This is a genomic window from Candidatus Cloacimonadota bacterium (assembly GCA_028706475.1).
Taxonomy (GTDB): Bacteria; Cloacimonadota; Cloacimonadia; order Cloacimonadales; family Cloacimonadaceae; genus UBA5456.
The window spans coordinates 1-26,738 of record JAQWBI010000026.1 but is presented as its reverse complement, the minus strand read 5'-3'; the positions used below and the strand labels follow the sequence as shown (position 1 = coordinate 26,738).

Sequence of the window (26,738 nt, the reverse complement as noted above, 5' to 3'; positions counted from 1 at the left end):
TATCTATATGGATAACAAGTGTTTAAAACCAATGAAACTCATCTTCCCTCCCATCCTTTGCGATGCCTTCAGAAATGACTATCTTATCATCAATGACCCTGTATACTTTAAAGGGTTACCACTCACTTTTAAGACACTTTTGGACACTTTTAAGACAAACTTTTAAGACAATCCGCAATCGCAATCCTTTCATTATCGATTATGCCATGTTGATCTAGATATAATACTGTTATCGTCCTATGTCCACTCGATGATAACGGCTTGATATCAGCTTCGATACCCAATGGAGCAGAGTGATGCAGATGGGAAGCAGTTAACTTGAGTCCGTTCTCCCAAATTATGCTCAGTAGAAAAACAGCAGTTTTCTGGGCAAACAATAAAGCCCGATTCCAGAGAATCGGGCAATTATCAGAAATGCTTTATTACAAAGGCAGAGAGACTTTCTTTCCCGTCTTGGCAGAACGGTAAATAGCCTGGATGATCTCAACCGACTTTCTGCCATCTCGTCCATCGGTGGAAGGCTCGGCTTTCCCAAGCAGTACATCTACCACGTTGCGGTAGTAGGGATTGTGACCGAAGCCATAAACGTTTGGCGGAGTGTAGTTTGTGTCCATAGCAATGCGATCATCATCATCATAATCTTCAAATTCCCATTTCTCGATCTTGTTAACTGCTACTCCACCTACTTTTACGATGCCCTTTTCACCGATGATCGTGATGGAGCCTTCGAAGTTTTTGGGATATGTAAGCATAGTCACGTTTATGGTGGCAATAATACCGCTTCTAAAATGCAGGATGGCACTTCCGGTATCTTCCGCTTCGATCTTTCGTGCCATTGTGGCAGTGAAGGCAGATACGCTATCCACATTGCCCAAAAGCCAATAAATGGCATCTACATAGTGACTGGCCTGGTTCATGTAAGCCCCGCCGTCAAACTCCCATGTACCGCGCCATTTGGCAGCGTCATAATAGGATTGGGGACGTTGCCAGAACACATTTGCCTGGGCCATGTAGATCCTGCCAAAGCGGTTTTTATCTACCGCTCTTTTTAGGAGCTGCATCGTGCTATTGAGACGGTTTTGCTTCACTACAAAAAGCCTTACATGGTTCTCATCACAAGCTCTGATCAGTTTATCTGCAGTCTCGATATTGATCGCCATAGGTTTTTCGGTGAGGACATTCACTTTTGCTTTTGCCACATCCACTCCCATGTCCGGATGCATCCCACTGGGAGTACAAATAGACACTAAGTCCATTTTTTCGTTCTTCAGCATCTCATGATGGTCAGTATAGACATTCTTGATGCCATGCTCTTGTGCAACTTGTTGCGCTCTTTCGGGGACACAATCACAAACCGCAACGAATTCTGCTTCAGGGATTTGCGAGATCGCATCCAGATGATTCTTTGAAATTCTACCGCAGCCTATCAGGCCCAGTTTCACTTTTTGCATCGCCACTACTCCTTTTTGAATGAATTATTTTATCTACGCGTTCGGTTATCAGCTTACTGATCGCTTCTGGTGAGTACTTCTTTTGTACCAGTGCCCGGCCCGATTTGCCGATCTGAGCTCTGGCAACATCGTTTTTCAGCAGATATGCAGCCTTGGTTACAAAGCCATGATTATCTTCCGCAATCATCAGTTCCACTTCATCGTGAGCATCCAGGCTTTGCGCCACATTGGGGGTCGTGATCACGGGAATACCGCAAGCCATCGCTTCCAGAGCTTTGTTTTGAATACCAGCGCTGAAATACATCGGTGCTATGAAGATATCACTATCCATCAATGCCTGATAGAGGTCTTCCACATATCCCAACACTTTGGTATTGTTTACTCCATGTAAAAGCTTGATCTCCGGGACAGGTGCGGCTCCTACGATCACAAATTCCAACTGGGGAAACTCATGTAATAGCGCCGGCATGATCTTTTTGCATACATTTTGAGCTGCTACAATATTGTGGGCAACACTCATGTTTCCTGTGAAGATCAGACGCATCTTCAGTCCGGTATCTTCGTGCAAAGGTGGGATATACACTTGGTTTGGCAGCACCACACTTCGATGATGATCCTTCAGACCCAGCTTTTGAATGTCAACAGGAGATATCACCCAGTTTTCCGCAAAGAGATTTGCCACGCGCTCTTCGTATTTGGCTGTGCGAGCTGCCTCTACTTTGAAAAACAGCTTTCTGATACCTCTAAGGTGACTCAAACTGCGGTTGTACTCCAGAGAGATGCAATCAGTATAATCCAGAATTACTTTGGAGTCTCTAAGCATTCTGGCATACGGAACCATGCGGATAAGATGAGTATATACGAGATCAAATCTATGCTGTTCTGCCAATTCTTCTATCAGGTTAAACAGCTTCTTATTGCGATAATAAGCAACCTGGAAAGGCAAGTTCTTGAAGACATTTCGGGCTATATTTGTCAAGGCCAGATACTTTGAATGAGAGATAAAATAGCTATGGAGAAATTCCTCTTTCATCGCTTGAATGGCATCTTTATCCTGTTTGACATCTACTAGAGACACTAAGTGCAGCTCTCCCATACTGGACAGCTGTCGAAGCAAGACTAGAGTCCGCACCTTATCTCCCCTATCAGGAGGGTAAGGAATGCGTGAACTTAAGAATAGGATTTTCAAAGTGTCTCCATATCCAATAGTAATCGGCAAATCCGAATATTCCTATGTGGTTCAGCCTTCCACATCAATTCCATAAGTGACACCTATTTTGCGGTAACATTTGTAACCAGCAAGTTTCGCAGGATCTCATGGCAAGCGTCTACTGCATCCTTCATCAGATTTACACCATTTAGATCAATACATATTCCTGCCTTGGTACTGTCAAGCAATTTGACGTTTATTGAGCAGTCAGTTACCGTCATATGTCTGATGGCATCCATGTGTTCAACTATTAGTATTACAATAAAGCAAACAAGGAAATATCTTTGAGTACCATATGACTTCTCCACTATAAGAGGAGTGCTTGGGGTCTTGAGTATGATGCTCAAGTGCATTTGTACACGCATGAACCTGAACAGTAGCGTATGGAAGAAACTCAAGTCTCATATACTTAGTTTACTCTCTGTAACGTAGGCTGTTATGATATCTGCTACCATCTTTGGCTTCAAGTTCCTAAGGCAGTCCGTAGAGCATGCAGTTCTTTTGCGTTGGACACAGGGAGCACATGGCGTATCTGAACGGATAATGTTTGCTTGAGGATTAAAAGGTGCAGTCTGTCGCTCATCACCTGGTCCAAAGATCACAAAGCTTGGAAGCTGATGACAAGATGCGATATGACCGATTCCGGAATCAGTATTTATGATCATCTGGCTTAGTTTTAAGGTCTCATACACGACATCCAGGCTGACTCCACTCAAGCATGGAGCTGTTATACGCTTGCTTAAAGCAATACTCTCTTCCAGTTCATCAGGTCCTGCAATGACATAGAACTTCAATGCCGGATAATCTGTGTTTAGGATGCTCACCAGATCCACAAAGTAGTCCAAATTCCACCTGCGATACTTATTCTTGGCAGTGCAACCGGGATGAATGGCTACTACAAAGTCTGTTTCATCAAAGTAGCTAGAGAAAAAGGCTTTGGCCTCTGCTGATGCGGATACCTTACTATAATAGCGGGTCCTGAATAGTCTGCTACAAAGAGGATTTTGTCTGAAGGCTTCAGCTTCAGGTAGTGGAAAAATCAGCTTGAAGATTTCGTAATTTGCCCAGGTTCTATGCCTGGTAACGATAAAAGGAATCTGAGAAGTATATAAGTGATTGGGTTTGCTTTGATAATCTCCGATACGGCATCTTGCCTTTATCGACCATGCAAACAAACCTGCTTTTATAGCACTAATCCCAGATGTAGTAATGCAATAATCGTACTTCTTACGTCTTAAATAGGCTATCATCGGCAATAGCTTGGATGCTTTATATGAGCATTGATAAACCTCTGAAGTATAGGGGGCATTTCTTATCGGCAGCATGGAGCTGCTTTGAAACACAGCAAAGTCAAACCTGACATCCGGTAAAAAATGATAAATCAGCTCCAAAACCGGTGTAAGGAGAATCATATCTCCAATACCCCATGTATGGACAATCAGGTATCTATCTGCCATGATGAAAGACCTCAATCAGCCTCTTTGTAAGTTCCTTGCGAGAATAAGAATCAATGATATCCGTATTTACATGTTTCATGCTTTCAGTCAGTAGTTTATTGATTGCTGCCATGATATCTTCTTCATCTTCAATATATGCATAAGCACCTGTATTAGTCTGTTCCAAAAGATCCTTCACAATACCATGCGGAGGCCCTACTGCCAGAATTGGCTTACCGATCTTGATAAGCTCGAAGATCTTTCCGGTTAAGACTCCTGTTGATTCCGTATCGTTGTTGTTTATCAAGATGTTAATATCTGCCCCAGCAGCGTAGGTTATGGCTTCCTGATGCATTTTATAACCCCAGAACTGGAAAAAAGGCAGCTTCATACTCTCAATCTCCTCCAGCACTTCTTTAGCTATGGTTCCGATATGAATATACTGATAATCTGGAATCTCCAGCTTTGAGATTGCTCGCAGTAATGGGAGAGGATTTCTTATATGTCCATATATCTTGCCCATATATACGAAAGTAAACTTATCGAACTTATAGGCAGGGACTTGTCCAAAATCGTCATCATCAAAACCATTGGTAATCACTACAGCCTTGTCCTCGATCCAGGAGAAGTGATTTTGGTATCTGTGCCTTATATAATCTGTTACAAAGAGAATACGGTCACAGGTTCTTAACACCATATCGTCACATCTGCGTATAATGGCATAGCGAAACGGCAGTACGTTGTGCTCAAAGAGAGGCTCAAATTGCCATGCGTCACGATAATCCGCAACCCAGAATATCTTGTCCCTGAATATGCATTTTAACGGAATTCCGATCAACAGAGCAGAGAAGGGGAAGCCGGTGATATACACATTGCGCAGACGGTGCTTGCGGATCGTTCTGATAGCTGCATAGAGGGCAAATGGAGTCCAACCGATCTGCTTGTCAATTGGGAAAATGATGTCGTTAATCAGTTTGAGAACATACCATATCAGACGTTTTAGGGAGCTCTGTTTCTTTGCTGTCTTGGCGCGAAGATCAGCCACTTTATCGGTTGCGGAGGCAGTCAATCCCCAGCTATGAGTCTTGATTATGTGTGCTTTTGTGGGAATATCCTCACAAAGGGATTGGTCAATAACGTTCTTAGGCGGCTTCTTGGGAGTAATAACCCAACATTCCCATCCTGCGCGATCCAAATACTTCAGGAACTTCAGAGGTCTTTGGACCCCACTCTCACCTGTGGGAGGAAACTCATTGATGATCATCAGGATGCGATCGTCATGCTTCATACACTCTCCGAATACTTGCGCATAACTGATCAATACGATAATCCCGCTCTACAAGCAACTTCCCCGCTTCTCCGAGAATACGTGCTGCCGAAGGATATGCCATGATCCAGCGGATTTGGTTCTCTATACTATCTACACGCATAGGTTCGACTAGAAGGCCATTTTTCCCGTGAACGATGACTCCGTCGATACCCTGACCCCTTACTCCCACAGTCACTATCCCGGCAGCCATAGCTTCCAGATACACTACTCCAAAGGTCTCGCTAAAACTTGGGAGTATAAAGGCATCAAACAGAGGGTAGAGATTTCTAAGTAGAGTGTTTTCCACACTACCAAAACAACAAACTTTATTCAGCAATCCGTGTTCCATGATCAAACTGTCCAGATGTGCTCTCTGATCTCCCTCACCGAATATGGCCAAACGAATGTCTTTCCCTTCCCGAACTATACCTGCTATTGCTTTGATCAAGAGATCAAATCCTTTGGTATATTTAAGGTTTCCCACACTGATGATCTTCAAATCGGCTCCTCTGATAAAGCATGAAACCTTGTCGATGAACGAATCCGTGACGTGGCTGAATTGGACTATTGCGTTCCCAATCACGCTAGTACTGCTAGTGGAGGCAATGTCATCAATCTGTCTGGAGAGGTTCCTATTTACACAAAATATGTGCTTCCAACCTCTGTAGGTAATTGGTAAAAGAATACGGTATATCTTTCGCAGTAGTGGATTCCTGATGTTGCTCGGATGAGTAATTATGTTATGCACAGTTAAGTAATGTGGAATTCCTGTCTTTCGCAGAAATGGAGCCAGGTTCACTAGCTCCGGAACGTGCCTGCAGTCATGTACATGGATCAAATCCGGCTTGAATGTACGGATCACTCTTTTCAAACGAGGAATCACAAGAATCCTGTACTTGATGGTGTTCAGGAAAAACAGCGGTCGAAACATCTTGAAATAGTGATGATACTCTCCCTCGGGAACTCTACTTAAGCTCATTTTCGATGTGCCATCAAGCATATGCGTAGCAAATACATAAACATCATAATGCTTCTGTAGCTCAAGCACTTGGTGTTTTACAAAGATGCCTCCGACAGGATTGGACTGGTCAGGATAAAGGTCTGTAACAATGAGTAGCTTCATAATGTTGATTACATTACGATTTGAGCTTTCTGAAAGGCACCAGGGAGACCAAATAGTCTCTGATCTCTACAAAATCTGATTTACGAGGTACCAGATAAGAGGCCAGTCTCTTTCCGGTTGTAAAATGTTCGTAAATCACGATCAAGACAAACCACATAGTATAAGCGATACTGGTGGCAAAAGCAGCTCCACATATTCCCCGGACCGGGATCAGGAGTAGATTCAACGATATGTTTATCAATAAAGCTATAGCTGGAAAAACTATGCTGATAATAGGAAATCCCTTGCTATTCAGGTAGTTATTGAATAAAGAACCAAAGGAAAGACTGAAGCTGGCCGGTATCAGCCACAAATAAACTCCATATACGGGCAGAAAATCCAAGCCATAGAATACTCCTAAAAAGAATCTACCCAGGAAGACAAAACCAAGATTGGCAATACCCAGGATAATAGTAAAAACAATGAGAAGCTTGCGCATGATGTGCCATTTTTCTTCGAGGGAAGCACTATCAGTAAGCTTAACCAGCAGCAAGCTACCTACGCTGTTAGATACAATCTGCATAACATCAATGATGTTCGCAGCTATGGAGTAGATCCCTACATGCTCGAAACCTAAAGCTTTCTTGATCAGAATGATGTCAAAGCGAATCAGTAACGACACCAAAAGAGAGGACACAAATACTCGGAAACTGTAGGTATAGATTAGTTTCAGCAAAGATGGGTCAAATCGGAACCTGATTGGTTTGCACTTGATGGTACCCAGGAAGTATCCGATTATCACACCCTGAGAACCAATCATAATAGCAAGCATAAAGAGGAGTTTGTTCGCGTTCCCAAAGAATAGCAGGGCTATCATCAACAAAAACGCGATGAACGCAGTACTCAGGACCCTGGCTATGGAATAACTCCATATCTTGTCCATGCCCACCTGGAGAGATTGTAATTGCATAGCAAACTTTGTAGTAGTAATAATTGCAATCAGGAACAAGGCTGCAGTCCTACTTAATTCAAAGCTCAGAAATCCGCTCCAGAAATCGATGAACAGAAGCCCAAAGAAGCCCAGCAGAATATTTTCCATAATAAACATGAACAAGGAAAAGCTGAATACCTCATGGACCTTTTCCGGGAACTTTCGGATCAAATACGGTATGCTCCGATATACTCCCAAATCCAATGTTGCCCAAGCGAAGCCAGTCATAGTGATCAGATAGCTATATCTGCCTTTGATCTCCACACCAAGGTATCTGGCAGACATAACACTGGTGAAAAAAGAAACCACCATAATCAATAGCCGAAAGCTACCGCTGGTGATGATATTCTTCTTTAGATTGATTTGAGTCATATCCGTTTCAGCCAAAAACGGCGACTGAGAGCCAGCATAATCAACACAATCCCCATTATCTGAATCCAACTGAGATGCTCTCCCAGAAACAGAAACGCCAGAAACGATGCTATTGCCGGCTTGAGGAAAAAGTAAATCGATGCTCTGGCGGCAGTGAGGGTCTTCATCGCCTCGAAATAAAAGAGATATGCCACTCCCGTTATAACAATCCCCAAGTAAAGCATCAAGCTGAGATTCGTAAGCGTTGGATCGAAGCGCATGCTTTTACCGATCACAGCATTGATGATACTGAGACTGATGCCGCCGATCAAAAATGATGCGCAATTCGTGATGCGATTGCCGTATTTTTGGATCGCCTTTTTGGTGAGCACAGTATAAAGCGCAAAGGTAATCGCTGCCAGGATCGCAAAGAATACACCCGTGGGCAGATGCACAAAGTTGCTGCTGGTATAGTCCCGCTCGCCCATAATGATGATGATCAACCCAACTACTCCCATCAGAATGCTAAAGATGTGATAACTGCTAAGACGCTCAGATAAGATCAGATAGGCAAACAAGCTCACAAACAGAGGATTCATGCTCACTATTATCGCCGTGAGCGATGCCTTCCCATAATAGATTGCCAATTGTAAAAGCAGCATACTGACTACGACGTTCAGGATTCCCAAAGCGCCGAGAGTCAATATGCTGCCAATATTTAATTTTACTTTATTCCGAGTTCCCTGCAGGATAGCAAAAGGGAGTATTACGGCCCCTCCGATGAGAAATCGCCATGCTGTAATGGCAAAGGGTGAAATCCCTTCTCCTAATAGCTTTCCGGCGAGTTCCAGAGAAGACCATATACATATCGCTATCAGACTGTACAGGTTACTCTTGATGTTCAAGGTTTATTTCATTAAGACCATTTTCTTGGTGGAACTGTAGCTTCCGGATCTCAGACGGAAGAAGTACACACCGCTGGACACGGCTGAACCGCTGTTATCCAAACCATTCCATACCAAGCTATTTACCCCGGCATTTGTCTGTTGGACATCATAACTCTTCACTAGCTGACCTTTCTGATTGAAGATATCGATGATGGCAGGAGCTGGTTTTTCCATCTGGAATTGAATAGTGGTTTCAGGATTGAAGGGGTTCGGATAGTTACCAATCAAAGCCACTTGTGCGGGAACCTGCAAGGGATCTTCGTTTGAGGTGGGATTGAAGTCAGAAAGGTTTCTGGGAGTGATCTGAGCGGTTTCCTGATAGTGACCAACCAAACCGTTCAGGCTAAATGTACCGGTAGGAATCAGAGTATCGATGTAATCGGCTTCTGAAAAAGCGGTGCGGAAGGTGAGATTGCCAGTGCCATCAGTAATAGTATAGTTCTGGCCGCTGGCGAAGTTTCCGCTACCTTCTGTGAAGTTTACATTGTCGATGTAAACCAAACGTGACTGGTAGCTATTTGTGCCAATATCTGCATTCAAATCGCCAATGGTAACAGTGGGGATATGGATCCAGTTGTTAGTGCTGGTAGCAGGTCCGGGATCTTGAGTTGGGATGAATTGCAAGGTCTCAAAATACATGCTCAGTTTTCCGGTAAGACCTGTGATCGCATCGCCGATCTCATAGTTTGTGGTAATGGCACCAGCGGTGTCATCGATCAGCACTGCAGCATCATGATCCTGCACATACTTTTGATTACGAGAGGATCTCTTGTATGTAAGAAATACATCATTGGTAATTTTATAGACAGTGCTATTATCGGCAGTCTGAGCTCTCAATTCGGTAAGGTTATTGATGGGAACCACAAAACCGTAAACTGCGGACACAATAGCGCTGGGCTCATAACCTTCAGCATATCCTCTGGCCTTGATTGTTGTAGGCTCAGACACGTTGATAGGTGTGCTGAACAGTGTGGAAGACTGAGTTGGTTCACTACCATCGATAGTATAATAAATACTTGCGCCTTCGGTAGTTGTGGATAAGGTAACATTGATAGGTTGGTCATAATGTCCTGCAGGAGGATTAAAAGTAGGATTGGCTACAAACTGTTGTCCGCTGCCATAAGCTGTCCATTCGATGTTATCGATTGTCACCTGACGATTGGAAGTTCCACCCTGGATGTTCCGGATTTCCATCACAAAATCACCAGGCACATTCACGCCATTCACTACGAAATCGTAAACAGTTGGGTCAGCACCGGAAGTACCGCCAAAGGGCTCAGATTCTGCTACCAGGAGATCGTTGATGTACAGAGCAATCTGTCTGTCTCCGGCACTGGTATAAGCTTTACGCATCTGAACCGAGAAGTTTCCGATACCGCCGGGTATACTGGAAGAAACGATCCTGCTGGGAGCTTCGCTGCGTCTCAATATCATTCCTTGGCCTTCGATTGAATTATCGTTTGAGCCCGCCACAGATCCTGTGACAGCGTAATAGTTCCATTCCACACCGGTGTCTCCGGTGAATGAGCCGTCAATGTAGTTGGTGCCAGTATAATCAAAGTTGGCAAAGGTCTCTTGGCCTTGTGCCCATACTGTCACTGCAGCTACAAGACAAAGGACTATCATTAAGGTTTTCTTCATAATTTCCTCCATGAAATTACGTATTTCACTGTTCCTTGCTTATTTAAATCCATATCATTACCCCTGTCATAAAGCCAACAGGGCTGTATACAAAAAGCTTCCGGCAAGGAGGATACTATCGGTACGATCCAATATTCCTCCGTGTCCGGGAATCAATTTCGAACTGTCTTTCACATTACAAAACCTTTTGAGCATAGATTCCAAAAGGTCTCCAAGCTGACCGAACACGCCTGCTGCCAGCGCTAGGAGCACAAGCTGCGTAGGCGTAAAATAGCCGATATTTCCAATATACAACATAAATGAAATTAACGCGGGAGCAAGTAGTCCAGCCACAAAACCTTCAAGGCTTTTCCGGGGGCTAACTTGTGTTATTCCACGACGTTTCCCAAAGCGCATACCTACAAAATAGGCACATGAATCCACTATCCAGATCATCAGTATTAAGGCAAGCAAAATCTTGGATTCTGGCTGTAGCAACGCTATCTTCACGATCATTGCCGGCATCAGAGCAGTATATACTGTACCGAACAGATTGGCAAACAAGCGTGGTACACTTTTTTGCTCTTCCCAATCGAACATAACCTCCAGCATCGCGGCGATGAAGGCTGTCAGCAGCAGGCCGATCTCCCACTTTGGGAAAAGGAGCCATAAGCTGTAAAGCAAGGGATTGATAATCACCCACAACCAGGGGATGCAAATTCCCGCTTTTCTCATCATGGCGATGTACTCCTGACTTCCCATCAGGCTGACCAGTAAAAACATCAGATACAATGGGATACCTTCGAAATACAAAGCTAGGATCAGGACAGGGATGAAAAAAATAGAAACCAACACTCTTTTACTTAGTTCAGACATCATCATACCCCCCCAAACCTACGCTTTCTGCCCTGAAAGTCCAGTAGTGCAAGCAGCAACTCCAATTTGCCAAAATCCGGCCATAAAGTGTCTGTTACATAGATTTCAGCATAAGATGCCTGCCAGATCAGGAAATTCGAGAGCCTGGATTCTCCGCTTGTTCGTATAATTAAATCGGGATCGGGCTGACCTGCTGTATACAGGTAATCACCGAAGTTTTCCGGAGATAGTTCAGCTATCTGCTGTGAATCTAGCTTTTTGATAGCTTCGATGATCTCCATGCGACCACCATAATTGAAGGCAATGTTTAACTTCAACCCAGTGTTCTTATGTGTTTTAGCTGCCAAAGTTTTGATCTCAGCTAAATAACTGGGATCCAAGCCTTGTGTGGAGCCGATGATATCGATATAAACATTCTGCTCGTTTAGCTCCGGAATCTCGTCTATCAAATACTCCTTCAACAGCTTCAGGAGGCCTTGCACTTCATCTTTGGGACGCACCCAATTCTCGGTGGAAAAGGCATAAAAGGTTATTAATTGGAGTTTTAGCTCCACTCCCAGTTCCACTACCTGACGAATGGCCTTTGCACCTGCTCTGTGCCCAAACAACCTCGGTTGCATACGCTTTTTTGCCCATCTGCCATTTCCGTCCATAATGATCCCGATATGCTTGGGTAAGCGTGCCATATCCAGCTTTGGAAGCAGACTCCTGTAATCCTTAGCCATTCATCCTCGATTTTGCGCTCAACTTCAGCCAGGCATAGATAAAGGGATCCAGATCGCCATCCATTACCTTATCTACCTGACCGCTTTCAAAGTTGGTGCGGTGATCTTTTACCATCTGATAGGGTTGAAACACGTAAGAGCGGATCTGATTCCCCCATCCAATGTCTGATTTGGAGTTTTCCTGATTCTTTTTTTCTGCTTCCCTAAGCTCCTCATAATATTGATACAATCTGCTTTTCAAGATTGCCATGGCTTTTTCGCGGTTTTGAATCTGAGAGCGTTCATTTTGGCAGCTAACTACTATGTTTGTAGGCAGATGGGTGATGCGCACCGCAGAGTCCGTGGTATTCACATGCTGTCCCCCTGCTCCACTGGATCTGTAGGTATCGATCTTGAGGTCCTTGGCGTCTATCTCTACCTCAATATCGTCATCAAACTCTGGATACACAAATACCGAAGCAAATGAAGTCTGCCGTTTCCCCTGGGCATTAAACGGACTCATCCGCACCAGACGGTGGATGCCGATCTCACTTTTGAGCATGCCATAAGCAAAATTTCCCAAAATCTCTATGGTTGCGCTTTTGATGCCAGCTTCTTCCCCGGGCAGACTGTCGATGATGTTAAATACATATTTACTATCTTCCGCCCAACGCATGTACATGCGGAGCAGCATATTAGCCCAATCCTGTGCTTCAGTACCACCCGCACCGGCATGAATGGTAAACAGGGCATCGTTGTGGTCATATTTATCGTTCAAAAGGCATTCTATCTCAGCTTTTTCGGTAAAGAGCCGAATCGCGGGAAGTCTCCCTATGGCTTCTTCCAGCATATCGTTGGAAAAATCTTCATCCAGAAAGCTAATATAGGTTTCCAGCTCATCTTTGGTAGCTTCCAGATCAGCTATGTGCTGAATCTCATCGCGCAATTGAGATACGCGTTTACCGGTCTTTTTGGCTATATTTTGATCTTCCCAAAAACCGGGTTCATTCATACTGTTTTCCAGTTCTTGCAGTTCTTGTTTCTTTTTATCCTGATCCAGAAGCTTGCGGATCTCCCTTATTTGGTCGATCAGTTCTGTGGCTTCTCGTTTAAATTCAATATAGTCCATCAGTTATCCTTCAAAATAGGCCTCAACTCAAAATGTGATACACAAGCGATTGTGTCAAGCGCAAACTGAAAATATTCCTTCAGTTTCCCTGTTTTCTACTGCTCATCGACTTGATTTTTTGTGAAAACCAAATCGTCTGGATAGTATGCCCATATCACTATCTGAAAACAGTTTCATCAGAAATCTTTGGTGGATAGTGTCCTCATCTGTTTCTTCCCTTTTGAATAAAGCCTTGCTGAACGGGATATAAAGCTGTTATCATCCAGTGGTCACTCGATGATAACGGGATGATATCACGATTGGCACGAGTTTGGAAGAAGGGTGGGACTCGAGATTCACTGAGGGATAAAGCTTTTCTGGAAGTATAAACAATCAGATCAGGCAAGCTTTCTGCCTGTGGACTTCCTACAACTGAAACATTGCGGGAAAATTCTGGCTTGACAAGAGAAAGCTAATATCAGACAGGTTCCTGTGTAAACAGAACAGAAAATTGACTTATCATAGAGGTTTTGATGAAAATCGCTACATTCCGCGTCGGGCTTGGTATTCTATGTATCGCCCTTGCTCTGTCTGCTTGCGCACGAAACAAAAAGTATCTATCCAAAGCAGAAAATGAGCGCAAGTTGGGGAATTACGAAACCGCGGCATTCTACGCTATCGAATCCTTGAAACTGAAACCGGACTACCGCAAAGCTCAGATTGCTTTGAAAGAAAGCTATCCCCTTGCCATCGTTCAACGTAAGGAACGTCTATTAGCCCTGCAAGCCAGGGATGAGCAAGATAATCTGGAAGACATACTGGTAGAGTATATGGCTCTACAAAAGCTTAGCGATGCCATTCGAAGCCTGCCCGCCATCATCAATCCCGAAACCGGGATGACACTTATCTTCGACTCCAGCGATTACAGCGCTCAGATAGCAGACACCAAAACTATGTGTGCGGAGATGTATTATCAAAAAGGCTTACACCAGAGTAGGATGGATACGTCCAGAACAGGGCAGCGACTTGCCGCTGAACACTTTAAGAGAGCAATGGTCTTTGTCCCGAACTATTTGGATAGTGCCAGCCGTTATGAAAGCGCCCGCCAAAACGCCGTTACCCGAGTAGCAATCCTGCCTTTTGATGATGTGTCCGGTTTTGGCAAGAAACACGGAGCTGCATCTGAGATACTAAGCGCAATGATCGTGGATAAGCTCCTGCAGAAATCATCTTTGATGGAATACTCTGAACTCATTACCCGCGACAGAATCGAGCAAGTGCTCAGCGAACAGGAATTTAACGCTTCCGGTTTGGTTGAAGAAAGCAGTACTGCATCCATCGGACACTTGCTGGGTGCAAATGCCATCCTGAGCGGAAAAATACTCCAGATTGCATACAACGCTCCCCGCGTGATTAGTAAAGATATCTCTGAAACTGGCATCGTGGAAGAAGAAAGCGACAATGAGGTCAAAGAAAAGGAGATAAGCTGCAGTTTCACGGAATATACCATGAATAGCAGCATGCAGGTAGTTGCTTCCTACACTTTACTTGAGGTAAGCAGCGGAAAGATATTGGCACACAAGAATTTCAACCCAACATATACTTTCAATGAAAAATGGGGAAAAGTGCTAAGTGGAGATGCTCGTGCCCTTAGCAAGAAGCAACAAGAGCTGGTTAATACTACCGAGGCTTTGGCGCCATCGCCAGCGCAAATGCTTCATACGGTTTTGGAAAACCTGAGTGATGAACTTACGGAACACATTTCGGGATATATGAGATGAGATATCTTGCGATTTTACTTGTCTGTCTCATCTGCTTGATAGGATGTTCAACAATTAAAAGCTTGCCGGATTGGATCAATACACCGAATTATCATCCCTCCTATTTCAGCGCTTTTGTGCAAGTAAAGAGCAGCCTGCCACATTATAAAGACCTAGCGCGGGATATGGCAGCAAATGACATCGCCATGCAGATAAGCACATACATAGAATCTGAGACCAGGGTGTCTGAAACAGAGATCATGGGCATCTCAAACAGTGAATACTTATCGAACATACGCAGTAGCAGCAGTGCCAGCCTGAAGAACCTTAGCCCAGTTGAAAGCTATGAGGACGAGGATACATATTATGTGTTGTACAGACTTAGTAAGGCAGAATACTATGCAGAAAGGGCGAGGCAGCGAGACCTGGCTCTGACACTGGCACAAGATTTGCTAATGCAATACGACGAAGCAGAAGAACAACCCGGCATCGCTCTTCCCTACCTACTTTCGGCCTTGGATCTGATTGCCGCATATCTGGATATGGATCTTACCTGCCCTATGGGCAATATGGCGAGCATCATCTACTCCCGCCTGAATCACCTGCCACAGCTTATCAATTATCAATGGAATATACAAAGCCTGTCCGCAGTAGCAAAAGCGCAAAAAAGTCTTGTCTTGGAAGGCTATGTTCGTAATCGGGAAAGCGGAGTGGCCTTGGCCAATATCCCCCTGGAAGCGTCATCCGAAGCAATTGACTTTACCAATCCCCAATTCAGCAATACTGAAGGTAGATTCAACTTCAATATCTGTCGTATAGATAGTTACGAACCCTTTCAAACAGTGAATCTGAGCTTCAACAAGGAGCATTATTCATCGCTATTGCATAACAAAACTGCTCAGAAGATCTGGGATGGCCTGAGCTTCGATACGAGCAGATTGGTCATCGAAGTCATGAAGCCCCAGGTTTTCCTTGATTATGCCTATCTTTCAGCCTTTCAAGGAGGCTATCGCGATACGGTTGCCGGAGCATTGGCAAATCTGAACGTAGGAGTGGCAGCAAAACTGGATGAAGCCGACTACTTGGTAAAAGTAAGGATTGAAGCAAAACCGGGAAAATATATCAACAACATGAAGTACTTCACTTCCCTGGCGGATATACGCCTGAGCCTGATCGATCCCAACAGCGGAGCTACCATCAACTATCTGGAGCAGACCAATCTAAAAAGCGGAGCAACTACTCGTGAAGCAGCCGAACGTAATGCGGAACGCGATGCTGCTACCATGATCGGAGAATCCCTGCTCTATCGCCTATTGTACAACTACCTCCTAAAGTGAATGTTACACGAGCTCTTACCAGAAATTCCCTTGACATCAGAGGGGAACTGAGACTGTTTGCAATATACGCTAAAGAATACTAAAAATATTATTGTGGAGTGTGTCTTGATAGTCGTACATAGATTAGCAAGCTATAGGATGGTTTTATGCTAAGGGGGCCTGCATTTCAACGCGATGAGCAGGAGCGGTTAAAAAAGACCATCGATATGGTCACGCGTCTCTATGTGCATATATTAAAGAACGATAACCGCATATCCAGTACCGAAATAAACATCCTCTACTCGCTGTTGACCAATCTTTTTGCGCAGGTGGACGTATCCTGGGAAGCCTATGTAAGGCAGATCGTTGACAGCGATTATAACATCAATGAAGTACTTACCTATCTGGATCGGCATCTATCCGTCTTCGATAAGATTCGCATCATTCAATCCCTGATAATCATGGCAAAGACCGAAGAAGATTTTGCCATATCGGAGCTTACGGAGATCATGGAACTGGGGAAAAGCCTCAATATCTCCACCGATCAGTTCCTACCTCTCATAGATCATTTCGAGCACAATCTCAGTAGTCCTGCCAGCATCAGTTGCCGCCATCACCTTAGTCACATCAGACACTCTGTATTCTCGGATTACGTGGTCTTTGGTTCCAGTACTACAGCGGATGTCGCTTTCCGGGACGAAAGCCTGAATCCCTATGAATGTGCCATATATGCCATCGATAAACATCTGTTTCTCAGTATCTCTGCCAGCAGTAATGTACATCTGAATGGCAATCCCGTAGCGGTAAACTCCATAATCCTGCTCAATAAAGAGAGCTATATCAGCCTGAAGGATAGAGATTACTTTTATAGCTGCCTGGAGAAGATGTATTTCCTGCGCGATGAAGAAGATGACATAGTCTTCCGCAAAAGCACTTACGATTTCACTGTGCACAAGAGCCAGAATTCATACAGCTTCCTGGTATCTGGGGGATCTGTGGCTCTGAATGGCAAAGAAATGTCTCATGGCCGGCGCTACGATGTCTTTTTTGATGATACCATACAGATCAGAGGATACGCACCCTTCCATCTGGGTATGGTAATAGAGCACCGTTCCATCATTGGTGTAGAGGATTATGTTCCCCAAAAGCTGTATATCCGCTTTGACAAAGGCTTCTTTAACACAAGCCGGGAAGATAGCGACAAGAGCATTACGGTAATCGAATTGCGTGGCGGCAATTATTATGTGCTTCCCCCAAAAAAGGGATTCAACATCTTCGTGAACCGAAAGATGGTTACCGAAGCAAGCCCGATAAATCTAAATAAAGACATTATTACCATAGGGAAACGTAACTTCCGCATCAACAACCTCTATGACCTCATTGAAACACCATTTGAGATTGAAAGAATTACTGTAACCGACATCAAGCACTATTTTCCAGATGGCAAGTTGGCATTGGATTCTATATCATTTGAGGCTCAACGAGGACAATTGATAGCCATTATGGGACAAAGCGGATGCGGTAAATCCACTCTCACGAAGGTGCTTTCCACTGAGATCAATCCCAGCTACGGACAGATTACCATCGATGGAAAAAACCTCTATTCAAACATCAACTACTTCCTGGAACACATGGCTTATGTACCTCAGGATGACCTGCTGTATCCCAATCTCAGCGTTTACGAAAACCTCTGGTATAGAATTCGTCTGCGTATGCCCCACATCCAACCGGCTCTATTGAGACAAAAAGTAAACAACATCCTGAACCAGGTGGGGCTCAATCATCATCGGGATACTATCGTGGGTGAATTCAAAAAGAAGAATCTCAGCGGCGGAGAACGCAAGCGATTGAACATTGCCTTGGAACTGCTCTTTGAACCTACCATTATCATCTGCGACGAACCTACCAGCGGGCTTTCGTTCAATGATGCCGAGCAAATCATCGACATCCTGACCACACTCTGTGTGCAAGGAAAGATCGTGATCATTACCATCCATCAGCCCAACAGCAGTATCTACCGTAAGTTTGACAGGGTATTGATGATGGATATGGGCGGTGTTCTGGCATTCTATGGTAATCCCACGGAGAGTTTCCCCTATTTTGACGAAGAACTAAGCCAATTGACTATTCGCCGGGCTGAGATCGAAAGAAAAAGGCAATTAATGACCTCGGACTACTTCTACGACATCATCACTTACCCTGAATATACTATCAGAGGTGAACATGTGTATGAGCAATCCCAAAAACAGATACAGCAAAAACGCAGATTCCCACCGGACTATTGGAGAGACAAGTTTAAGCGTAAGATGCTGTTTGAACTCATTCAAAGCGACACCTCGGATAGCAGTCAGAGCACTGCCGGCTTCAAACGTTTAAAGAAACGACTGGGGCCGCGCTCGTATCTGATAAGTCTTTGGAACTTTGTATCACGCAGTTTTCTCATGAAAATCCGCAATACAAGCAACAATCTCATCACGTTCATTGAAGCTCCTCTTTTGGGACTCATCATCTCCTTTATCCTGAGGCACACGACCAGCGATAGCTATTCTTATCATAACAACAACAATATCTTTATCTACATCTTTGTGTCCATCATCGCTTTCATTTTCCTGGGTATGTCAAACTCCATCGAAGAGATCCTCAGCGAGCGCAAGATCATCGTGAGAGAACGGCTGATGAATCTGAGGATGAGTAGCTACCAATTGTCCAAATTATGCGTTTTAGCCCTGTTTGGGCTCATTCAAGCCATTCTGTATCACTTTATAGCAGCGTTGGTCTTGAACATCCGCGGACTGTCGTTTACCAGCGTGCTGTACTTTTTCCTGGCCTCACTGATAGGAAACTCACTGGGTTTACTCACCTCGACTTTCATCAAGGAAAATCGCGCAATCATCAATATCCTTCCCCTCGTTCTGATTCCTCAGATTATCTTTGGAGGAGCCGTTATCGAATTTGAGCGCATGAATAGAAATTTAAAGCTTTACGAAAAGCACCCTGTGCCAGAAGTAGTACAGTTAATCCCCTCGCGCTGGCTTTTTGAAGGACTCACTACTTCCTATGCCAAAAACACCAAATTCCACAGAGCTTTAGCGCGGGTGCAAAAAAAGGAATTGACATATTTACAGAATTACAGGAGTGCTTCCATTAGTCATAACGAGTTCCAAACCAAGCGCTCTGAGATATATTATGCCAAAACCCGGATCGCCGAGAGATGGGACCCAAATAAAGTCATGAATTCTTACCTGAACTCTGCTGTAAGCATGATGGATGGCAGAGTTTTGAATAGTAATAGGAACGAGTTTCTTTCCAGTTATAAACTACTGGGTAAAAAGCGGCATCGTACCTGGACTTTCAACGCTCTGGTAATCTTGTTTTACGCTTTGGGCTTGAACTTGATTACCTGGATAAAACTAAAGTATTTATTTAAAGATTGAGGAGTGATAACATGAAAACTCGTTTGATAATTGTAACGGTATTGATCCTGATGCTGTTTTCTTTTGCCTGCAAGAAAAAGGCTGGACAAATCCCAGATCAGGAGATGGCTGAACAGATAACCACTTTTGCTCCGCTGCCTTCCTTCAAAGAAGTGTACAGCACCTTGGATCAGGTTCAGGTAAAAGATATCGCTGCCGCAGTTCCTGCTACCACATACAAAGCCAAGCAGGAAGAAGTGCGCAACGCCTTTTCACTGGGTTTGCTTACCGCTGATGCAGTTTTGGCCACCAAAGGCCGCAATAAAAGCAAGCTCAGCGACATCTCTGCTCAGATGATGACTCTCACCGAACTCTTGGGGCTCGAAAGTGAGGTCAATCGCCTTGGCGACGACATGAAGACCATGATCGAAAAGGAAGAATGGGACAATCTGGATAAAGCCCTTGACGCTCATAAAGAAGAAGTGGAGATAAAGCTTTGGGAAAGCGAGAACTTCGACAACTACACCCTGATGCTGATGGGGGGTTGGATCGAAGCCGCAAATCGCATCGCCTGGCTGATAAACCAGAACTATAGCGCTGAACGCACTAAAGTACTGGCCCAAAAAGGAACCTTCAATCATTTGCTGAACAATCTGAAGCAAATCAAGACTGAGTACATCGTAGAGCAAGATGCTTTTATAAAAGCAGTAAGCACTACCGAAGAGCTGAAGAATCTCATCGATCATGATCTGGACTCAACCTACACCAAAGAACAAATTGCTGAGATTATCGCCAAAACTGACGCCATCAAGGCGGCTTTTCAAGAATAAACCCTGATGCATCCTTTAACGCGGCAATCCCGGAACCAGCAAATCACTGATTCCGGGATTACGCTATTTTAAGCATAATTCATCAGATATAAGCATCGATCTGTAAACTAAAGGAGACTGCCTATGAGACTTGGTATGGTCTTTGTTTTACTGATTTTCAGTTGTTTATTGTGTGCCAACAGCTTTATCGCCCAAGACAGCCCCTGGGATGACGGCAGAGCTGTGGATCTGAGCTGGGAACTCAGCCCAATGACCCGTCAAGTAAGCATTCAACGGGTTAATGAAGAAGGGCTACTGGTAGATGTGCACAAATCCACTCTTGCCAAAGGCTCATTTACGGATAACAATCTGGAATCAAACGAAACTTACAGATATCGCCTAACAGCGGATTTTGCCAATGACAACCTGGTATTGATGACTGAAGCTACCACGGTAGAGCAGTGGTTCGCCTTTCGTAAGCTTGGCTTTTTGTTGCTGCTGTTGGTTTTATCCTGCGCTATCCTCTACTACATCCATGCCGCCAGAAAGGGCAAGGACTTCTTCATTCGCCGCATTGCTGGACTGGACAGCATGGAAGAAGCTATAGGCCGTGCCACGGAAAAAGGACGCCCTATTCTATATGTGCCGGGAATCAGTGATCTGGACGATATCCAAACCATTGCCAGCCTTACCATCCTCAGTCACTTAGCTGAGCGCAGCGCAGAATACAACACCGAGCTAATCGTACCCTGCCGTTTCTCAATGGTTCTTTCTGCTGCCAAAGAAGTAGTGAAAGAGGCATACATCAAAGCGGGAAGACCAGATGCATACAAGGCAGACAACGTGTTTTACCTCACTGACGACCAGTTTGGCTTTGTCGCAGGTATAGACGGCATCATGTTACGAGAAAAACCAGCCGCAAACTTCTTTATGGGCTCTTTTTATGCAGAATCCCTGATACTGGCCGAGACCGGTTTTGCTACGGGTGCCATACAGACTGCTGGAACCGCTCAAGCTCACCAATTGCCATTCTTTGTTGTCAGTTGCGACTATACTCTCATTGGTGAAGAGCTCTTCGCAGCATCCGCATATCTATCCAAAGATCCCCAGCAACTGGGCAGCCTGAAGGGGCACGACTTTGGCAAATTGATGGTTATCCTGCTTATAATAATCGGAGTAATCCTGCAGATACTGGGCATCTCCGCTCTCAAGGACTTCATCGCTGGAGCTGCATCATGAAGAGATCATTACCGCTTATCCTGGCTTTTATAGTAGGAGTAATCGTTCTCCTTTCCGAGTTTATCCCCCATCGTCCCTTCAATCAGATCGTCTCCACCTTGGAGAATTGGTTTATGATAATCGCAGGTTTTGCCATCCTCTTGGGTCAGATCAGTCTGATCCGTATGAATGCCAACAAGATAGCCAACCGTTTACCGGATTGGCAGTACCATCTTGCCGGCTTGGTCAGCTTCGCTTTGATGTTGATCTTTGGACTCCTGTGGGGCATGCAGGAGACTCCAGGTCTATTGGGTGATGGATCAGGTATTTCCGCCTGGTTGGGAGCAAAACCCTTCGATTATCTCTTCGAAAATGCCTATATGCCGCTCTCGGCCACGCTGTTCTCTCTTTTGGCATTTTTCATTGCATCAGCGGCATACAGAGCTTTTATCATCCGCAGCCTTGAATCCAACTTACTGATGATAACCGCTGTAATCGTGATTATCGGCCGCACCAGCATCGGCACTATGCTCACCGGATGGCTTCCCGAATCCCTCAGCTTTTGGCACATCCCAAATCTGGCGGATTTCATCATGGAATACCCCAATTCCGCCGCACAGCGGGCGATCTTGATCTCTGCCGGACTCGGTATTGTCGGTAGCTCCCTGCGCATCATTTTGGGCATAGAACGCAGCTATCTAGGGGGTGATAAATGACACTCTCTGCAGTTATGGAACGTAGAATCATCTATACCGTATTGCTCATAGCAGTAGCCCTGCCTCTCATCTTCCCCATCGGCTGGACTACGGAAGTCTCCGAATACACCAACATTGTCTACAGACTGATCGAAGAAACACCTGAAGACAAAGTGGTGATTGTATCCTTTGACTACGACCCTTCCACGATGACCGAGCTGCAACCGATGGCAGAAGCCATGATTGAACATGCATTTATTAAGAATCAAAAGGTAATAGCCACTGCGCTGTGGCCTATGGGCGTTCAGATGGCAGAACAAGCCTTTGATAAAGTGCTCTCATACTATCCCGACAAACAGCGGGGCATAGACTACGTGAATCTGGGCTACAAAGTAGGCGGAATGGTTACGATCCAAGCCATGGGCAGAAGCCTCAAGGAAGTGTATCCTTCAGACAATCAGAATACTGCTTTTGAGGACATCCCTATGTTACAAAACATACACCGTCTAAAGGATATTGCCTGGATCAGCTCCTTATCCAGCGGAGTACCGGGTATCAAAGAATGGATGATGGTAGCCCGCGACAACTATCAAGTGCCTGTTACAGGGGGCTGTACAGCCATCAGCGCTCCGGGATTTTTCCCTTACGTGAATGAACAGCGCCAGCTCTATGGACTACTGGGAGGGCTTAAAGCCGCCAGTGAATATGAAAGCCTGATCGGCAGACTGGGTCCCGCCACCACCAAGATGGACGCTCAATCCATAGCTCACTTACTGATCCTGGTATTCATCGCCATCGGCAACATCAAAGCCTATCGCAGCAGAAAAGGGAGGCAGCAATGATCCATGTAATGCAAGTATTAGGAATCTGGCTGGCAGCCTTCTTTACTCTGAGTATTTTTAGTTTTCTATACAAAGACAATCCTTTCTACAAATTCTCTGAGCAGGTATTTGTGGGGCTGTCCGCTGCATATTGGCTGGTGTACATCATTTACTCCATAATGGTACCAAACCTCTTTGCCAAGCTGATTGACGACTTTTTCGGAAACATCGTACTACTGATCCCCGCCATTTTAGGCTTGATGATGCTGATGCGCTTGCATCCCAAAACCCAGTGGTTAAGCCGTTACCCCATCTCAATCATGATCGGTACTACCGCCGGTATTTCCATGTTGCGCTATATGAAGAGCGACATTCTGGAGCAAGTGACCGCAACGATGATCAATCCTTTTGCAGCCGATAGCACCTCTGGCATTGCGGGCAATTTACTACTAATCATCGGTACAATCACTGGAGTCTATTTCTTTTATTTTAGCAAGAAACAGGAAGGCATATATAAAGTCCCGTCCAAGATAGGAATCTGGTTTCTGATGGTAAGCTTCGGTGCCACATTCGGATACACTGTAATGGCCAGAATCTCGTTGCTCATCGGTCGTCTGGAATTTCTGCTCATGGATTGGCTTCACATCATAAAGTAAGGAAAGATAACCATGTTACAACTACATCAACGCTTTATCCAAACTGCTAAACGTTTTCCCAACAGGATTGCTGTATACGACAAAGCCACTATGCAGGATTATACTTACTCCAAAATGCTGATTGCCAGCCTGATCTTAAAGGAACACATTGCGAAGATACGGGGAAAATACATCGGGATACTGCTCCCAACCGGAGTAGGTGCGATGCTTGCCATCCTGGGCAGCTTGATGAATGGCAAGATACCTGTGATGATAAACTATGCCACTGGAGCTATCGACAATTGCCTCTATGCAAGAGAAAAGTGCCAGTTTAAAACAATTATCACCAGCAAGAAGCTTTTGGACAAACTTGGCCTTACACCTATCGACCACATGATCTTTGTGGAGGATATCCTGGCCAGCGTCACCCTGCCCACAAAGTTGAAAGCAGCTCTTGTTTCGAAGCTGCCTTTTTTTATCCTCAAAAACATGGTGCATCATGGAGACCTCTCCGAGATATCCGTGATTCTTTTCACCAGTGGTAGCGAGAAAGAACCAAAAGCAGTTCAGCTATCCCACCGTAATATCCTGCACAATGTAAATGCCTTCCCCACCATGATTCCTTTGAACGAGAGTGATGTATTCGCATCCATCCTGCCCATGTTTCATGTCTTCGGTCTCACAGTGGATTTCTGGCTTCCAGTAACCATAGGCGCCAGTATGCTCACCTACCCGAATCCCTTGGAGTATCGCACTGTTTGCGATTACATCCGCGATTATAAGGTTACTTTCATAGCTGCAACTCCGGCTTTCTTCTATGGCTATCTACAGAAATCCCAACCGGGGGATTTTGCTTCTGTAAAGATCGCTATTGCCGGAGCGGACAAACTTCCGGAAAAGGTCTATGAAGGATACCTTACAAAGCATAATCTCACTGTCCTGGAAGGATACGGCACTACCGAAACCAGCCCAGTAATCTCCACCTGCTATCCCGGTCATCACAAGCCCGGCAGCATCGGCAAACCGGTGCCAAACACCCAGGTGCGGATACTCGATATAAACACAGATAAGATACTGGGACCCAATAAAGAAGGGAAGATACTGGTAAAGGGCGATCTGGTTATGGAAGGCTATCTACACGATATCGAACAAACCTCGTTCAGAATCCGCAATGGCTGGTATGATACCGGAGACATTGGTTTAATCGACGATGATGGTTATTTATACCATAAAGGGCGCCTCAAACGCTTTGTTAAAGTAGGTGGTGAGATGGTCTCGCTGGTAAAAGTAGAAGAACTCCTCACCGATGTCTTGCCCGATGACCTGATCTGCTGTGTGGTTGACATTCCCAATCCCACTAAAGGCGCAGATGTGGTCGCAGCAGTAGCAAACGGTGATTTTGATGTGCATAAAGTGCTGAAACAGTTAAAGAAGGAATTGCCCTCGATTGCAATTCCCAAACAGTTTTATGTAATCGAAGACATCCCCATGATGGCAAGCGGTAAAGTGAACTTCCGTGAAGTTGAAAAGATCGTCCGAGACAAGATTTCAAATAAAAATGATGCAGATAAGTGACCTAAAACACCCCATATTCCAAAACACTCTGAAACAGATTGCCACCATAGCTGGCTTGATTCATCGTTACGGATGGGCTGAGGCTAATGCCGGAAACCTGAGCATCGATGTAACCGAAACCGTGAAACAACACATGTTTACCGAACTGAACTGGTTTATTGTCTCCCGAAGCGGTAGCCGTTACCGCCAAACTGCGCTGAATCCCCTGGAAAACATGATGCTGATAGCCTGTTCCGATGCCGAAGATAACTACTTCCCGGAAGATGCCATACCTACAAGTGAATGGATCAGCCATCGCTGTCTGCAAATGCAACATAGCAACTTTAAGGTGATCCTTCACACTCATCCTGCGGAGATCATCGCATTATCGAACCTGGAACTGGGAAAAGATGTTAATTCACTCAATAGTAAACTCTGCGAATTGCTTCCGGAATTGCCACTATATCTTCCTGAAGGAGTGGCAATTGCTCCCAGGGCAGCTCCTGGTTCCCAAGAATTGTGCGAGCTAAGCCTGCAAACTCTGGAAAACCGTAAAGCGCTAATTTGGTCTGGACATGGACTATTGGCCTTTGCCAACGATCTGGATGAAGCCTTGGATTATCTGGAGATTGTTACCAAAGCAGCCAGGATATTGCTGTTAAACGGCTCGCAGAAGAGTTCTTAGTTCTTAGTTAATTAGTTCTGCGGTGCTGCAGTGCTGCAGTTGAATACTTCGCCTCGCTTTCGCTTTTGAACCTCGTTGAGGGTTCGAGCCGACTGAAGAAGAATCCTGTGGATTCTGTGGCAAATCGGAGTTTGCCACACCAAAGCTTCTATGCTTTCCCTTGAGGACTTCAGTAGGCACGTCTCTAGGAACCCACGTGTATCAGTTCGATCTGCGTGCTATTCATCCTCCTTACCTAAAGCTGTGATGAAGTAGATATCAAGCCGTTATCAAGCAGTGACCACTCGACGATAACCCGATGATATCTACTTCATATCAAGACGATGCAAAGGCCATAATTGAGCCAAGATGGTAATAACTGTTCCAGCAACCACCGCTCTACCCTATACGGACTCAGAATGCTCGTGTGAATGCCACAATCCCACAAAGAAGCTCTTAAGCTTCGCTCAAGTGGTGCTCAAGATACCGATAGGTTGTGCGGGAGAGGATAGATAAGTGGAAGGGATTAGTAATGCAAATTAAGCTAATAAGCACAGTAGAGACCCAAGAAAGGGGAGGGAAAAAACGTAGCATCGGAATGCTACGATACTGGATGCGCGCCTGACCTTATCCCCGAAATTTACACCAGCAGAAGAGTGACACATGGGTCAGCAACAGCCGTTTTTTCTGATCAAAAATTTCCCGCTTTACAGCAGGAGCTTGTCGGGAGAATTTGTTGCTCAGAAAA

At 44.9% G+C, this 26,738-nt stretch carries 21 protein-coding genes; 10 read left to right on the top strand and 11 right to left on the bottom strand.

Going from position 1 to position 26,738, the window contains the following annotated elements:
- Window positions 1-422: 422 nt before the first annotated feature.
- The 11 genes from PHF32_06060 to prfB form a co-directional block, all read right to left on the bottom strand.
- Window positions 423-1,451: a Gfo/Idh/MocA family oxidoreductase gene (locus PHF32_06060; GenBank protein MDD4560283.1), complete on the bottom strand. Its 1,029-nt coding sequence runs from the start codon at window positions 1,449-1,451 to the stop codon at window positions 423-425.
- Window positions 1,414-2,529, bottom strand: coding sequence for a glycosyltransferase (locus tag PHF32_06055; GenBank protein MDD4560282.1), 1,116 nt, complete (start codon window positions 2,527-2,529; stop codon window positions 1,414-1,416). Before PHF32_06055 ends, PHF32_06060 begins: the two co-directional genes overlap by 38 nt.
- 533 nt (window positions 2,530-3,062) lie before the next feature.
- Entirely contained in the window at window positions 3,063-4,073 is a 1,011-nt protein-coding gene (locus PHF32_06050; protein MDD4560281.1) for a glycosyltransferase family 9 protein, read from the bottom strand.
- A 34-nt stretch (window positions 4,074-4,107) separates the two neighbouring features.
- Window positions 4,108-5,385, bottom strand: a complete 1,278-nt coding sequence (locus tag PHF32_06045; protein ID MDD4560280.1) for a glycosyltransferase — start codon at window positions 5,383-5,385, stop codon at window positions 4,108-4,110.
- Complete coding sequence (locus tag PHF32_06040; GenBank protein MDD4560279.1) at window positions 5,375-6,529, bottom strand: glycosyltransferase family 4 protein; 1,155 nt, start codon at window positions 6,527-6,529, stop codon at window positions 5,375-5,377. The genes PHF32_06045 and PHF32_06040 overlap by 11 nt, the downstream gene beginning before the upstream one ends.
- Before the next feature lie 13 nt (window positions 6,530-6,542).
- Window positions 6,543-7,871 (bottom strand): oligosaccharide flippase family protein, encoded by a 1,329-nt coding sequence (locus PHF32_06035; GenBank protein MDD4560278.1) that lies wholly within the window; start codon window positions 7,869-7,871, stop codon window positions 6,543-6,545.
- Window positions 7,868-8,755 carry a DMT family transporter gene (locus PHF32_06030; protein MDD4560277.1) on the bottom strand — a complete coding sequence of 296 codons (888 nt, stop codon included), beginning with the start codon at window positions 8,753-8,755 and terminating at the stop codon, window positions 7,868-7,870. Before PHF32_06030 ends, PHF32_06035 begins: the two co-directional genes overlap by 4 nt.
- Before the next feature lie 3 nt (window positions 8,756-8,758).
- Complete coding sequence (locus tag PHF32_06025; protein ID MDD4560276.1) at window positions 8,759-10,438, bottom strand: chitobiase/beta-hexosaminidase C-terminal domain-containing protein; 1,680 nt, start codon at window positions 10,436-10,438, stop codon at window positions 8,759-8,761.
- Window positions 10,439-10,504: 66 nt separating this feature from the next.
- Entirely contained in the window at window positions 10,505-11,296 is a 792-nt protein-coding gene (locus PHF32_06020) for a phosphatidate cytidylyltransferase (GenBank protein ID MDD4560275.1), read from the bottom strand.
- Window positions 11,296-12,018 carry an isoprenyl transferase gene (locus tag PHF32_06015; GenBank protein ID MDD4560274.1) on the bottom strand — a complete coding sequence of 241 codons (723 nt, stop codon included), beginning with the start codon at window positions 12,016-12,018 and terminating at the stop codon, window positions 11,296-11,298. The genes PHF32_06020 and PHF32_06015 overlap by 1 nt, the downstream gene beginning before the upstream one ends.
- Window positions 12,011-13,126 (bottom strand): peptide chain release factor 2, encoded by a 1,116-nt coding sequence (gene prfB / locus PHF32_06010; GenBank protein ID MDD4560273.1) that lies wholly within the window; start codon window positions 13,124-13,126, stop codon window positions 12,011-12,013. Before prfB ends, PHF32_06015 begins: the two co-directional genes overlap by 8 nt.
- Window positions 13,127-13,638: 512 nt before the next feature.
- Here prfB and PHF32_06005 point away from each other — a divergent pair.
- The 10 genes from PHF32_06005 to PHF32_05960 all read left to right on the top strand — a co-directional run bounded on the left by PHF32_06005 (window position 13,639) and on the right by PHF32_05960 (window position 26,011).
- Window positions 13,639-14,886, top strand: a complete 1,248-nt coding sequence (locus tag PHF32_06005) for a CsgG/HfaB family protein (protein MDD4560272.1) — start codon at window positions 13,639-13,641, stop codon at window positions 14,884-14,886.
- On the top strand, window positions 14,883-16,202 hold the full coding sequence (locus PHF32_06000; protein ID MDD4560271.1) for an LPP20 family lipoprotein: 1,320 nt from the start codon (window positions 14,883-14,885) through the stop codon (window positions 16,200-16,202). Before PHF32_06005 ends, PHF32_06000 begins: the two co-directional genes overlap by 4 nt.
- A 146-nt stretch (window positions 16,203-16,348) precedes the next feature.
- On the top strand, window positions 16,349-19,615 hold the full coding sequence (locus PHF32_05995) for an ATP-binding cassette domain-containing protein (protein ID MDD4560270.1): 3,267 nt from the start codon (window positions 16,349-16,351) through the stop codon (window positions 19,613-19,615).
- Window positions 19,616-19,626: 11 nt separating this feature from the next.
- Complete coding sequence (locus PHF32_05990; GenBank protein ID MDD4560269.1) at window positions 19,627-20,424, top strand: hypothetical protein; 798 nt, start codon at window positions 19,627-19,629, stop codon at window positions 20,422-20,424.
- 123 nt (window positions 20,425-20,547) lie between these two features.
- The gene (locus tag PHF32_05985) at window positions 20,548-21,642 is read left to right on the top strand and encodes a hypothetical protein (GenBank protein MDD4560268.1); all 1,095 of its coding nucleotides are present in this window, start codon (window positions 20,548-20,550) and stop codon (window positions 21,640-21,642) included.
- Window positions 21,639-22,337 carry a hypothetical protein gene (locus tag PHF32_05980; GenBank protein ID MDD4560267.1) on the top strand — a complete coding sequence of 233 codons (699 nt, stop codon included), beginning with the start codon at window positions 21,639-21,641 and terminating at the stop codon, window positions 22,335-22,337. Before PHF32_05985 ends, PHF32_05980 begins: the two co-directional genes overlap by 4 nt.
- Window positions 22,334-23,158, top strand: coding sequence for a hypothetical protein (locus PHF32_05975; GenBank protein MDD4560266.1), 825 nt, complete (start codon window positions 22,334-22,336; stop codon window positions 23,156-23,158). Before PHF32_05980 ends, PHF32_05975 begins: the two co-directional genes overlap by 4 nt.
- On the top strand, window positions 23,155-23,793 hold the full coding sequence (locus PHF32_05970) for a hypothetical protein (protein ID MDD4560265.1): 639 nt from the start codon (window positions 23,155-23,157) through the stop codon (window positions 23,791-23,793). The genes PHF32_05975 and PHF32_05970 overlap by 4 nt, the downstream gene beginning before the upstream one ends.
- A gap of 12 nt (window positions 23,794-23,805) precedes the next feature.
- A complete protein-coding gene (locus tag PHF32_05965; protein ID MDD4560264.1) occupies window positions 23,806-25,347 on the top strand; it encodes an AMP-binding protein in 1,542 nt (513 codons plus the stop codon).
- Entirely contained in the window at window positions 25,331-26,011 is a 681-nt protein-coding gene (locus PHF32_05960) for a class II aldolase/adducin family protein (GenBank protein MDD4560263.1), read from the top strand. Before PHF32_05965 ends, PHF32_05960 begins: the two co-directional genes overlap by 17 nt.
- Window positions 26,012-26,738: the final 727 nt, after the last annotated feature.

Coding starts and splice junctions, on each gene's coding strand:
- PHF32_06045 (MDD4560280.1), bottom strand. CDS start 5,385: ATGAAGCATGACGATCGCATCCTGATGATCATCAATGAGTTTCCTCCC.
- PHF32_05995 (MDD4560270.1), top strand. CDS start 16,349: ATGCTAAGGGGGCCTGCATTTCAACGCGATGAGCAGGAGCGGTTAAAA.
- PHF32_06060 (MDD4560283.1), bottom strand. CDS start 1,451: ATGCAAAAAGTGAAACTGGGCCTGATAGGCTGCGGTAGAATTTCAAAG.
- PHF32_05985 (MDD4560268.1), top strand. CDS start 20,548: ATGAGACTTGGTATGGTCTTTGTTTTACTGATTTTCAGTTGTTTATTG.
- PHF32_06050 (MDD4560281.1), bottom strand. CDS start 4,073: ATGATTCTCCTTACACCGGTTTTGGAGCTGATTTATCATTTTTTACCG.
- PHF32_06025 (MDD4560276.1), bottom strand. CDS start 10,438: ATGAAGAAAACCTTAATGATAGTCCTTTGTCTTGTAGCTGCAGTGACA.
- PHF32_05980 (MDD4560267.1), top strand. CDS start 21,639: ATGAAGAGATCATTACCGCTTATCCTGGCTTTTATAGTAGGAGTAATC.
- PHF32_05960 (MDD4560263.1), top strand. CDS start 25,331: ATGATGCAGATAAGTGACCTAAAACACCCCATATTCCAAAACACTCTG.
- PHF32_05990 (MDD4560269.1), top strand. CDS start 19,627: ATGAAAACTCGTTTGATAATTGTAACGGTATTGATCCTGATGCTGTTT.
- PHF32_06015 (MDD4560274.1), bottom strand. CDS start 12,018: ATGGCTAAGGATTACAGGAGTCTGCTTCCAAAGCTGGATATGGCACGC.
- prfB (MDD4560273.1), bottom strand. CDS start 13,126: ATGGACTATATTGAATTTAAACGAGAAGCCACAGAACTGATCGACCAA.
- PHF32_06000 (MDD4560271.1), top strand. CDS start 14,883: ATGAGATATCTTGCGATTTTACTTGTCTGTCTCATCTGCTTGATAGGA.
- PHF32_06005 (MDD4560272.1), top strand. CDS start 13,639: ATGAAAATCGCTACATTCCGCGTCGGGCTTGGTATTCTATGTATCGCC.
- PHF32_06040 (MDD4560279.1), bottom strand. CDS start 6,529: ATGAAGCTACTCATTGTTACAGACCTTTATCCTGACCAGTCCAATCCT.
- PHF32_06035 (MDD4560278.1), bottom strand. CDS start 7,871: ATGACTCAAATCAATCTAAAGAAGAATATCATCACCAGCGGTAGCTTT.
- PHF32_06020 (MDD4560275.1), bottom strand. CDS start 11,296: ATGATGTCTGAACTAAGTAAAAGAGTGTTGGTTTCTATTTTTTTCATC.
- PHF32_05970 (MDD4560265.1), top strand. CDS start 23,155: ATGATCCATGTAATGCAAGTATTAGGAATCTGGCTGGCAGCCTTCTTT.
- PHF32_05965 (MDD4560264.1), top strand. CDS start 23,806: ATGTTACAACTACATCAACGCTTTATCCAAACTGCTAAACGTTTTCCC.
- PHF32_05975 (MDD4560266.1), top strand. CDS start 22,334: ATGACACTCTCTGCAGTTATGGAACGTAGAATCATCTATACCGTATTG.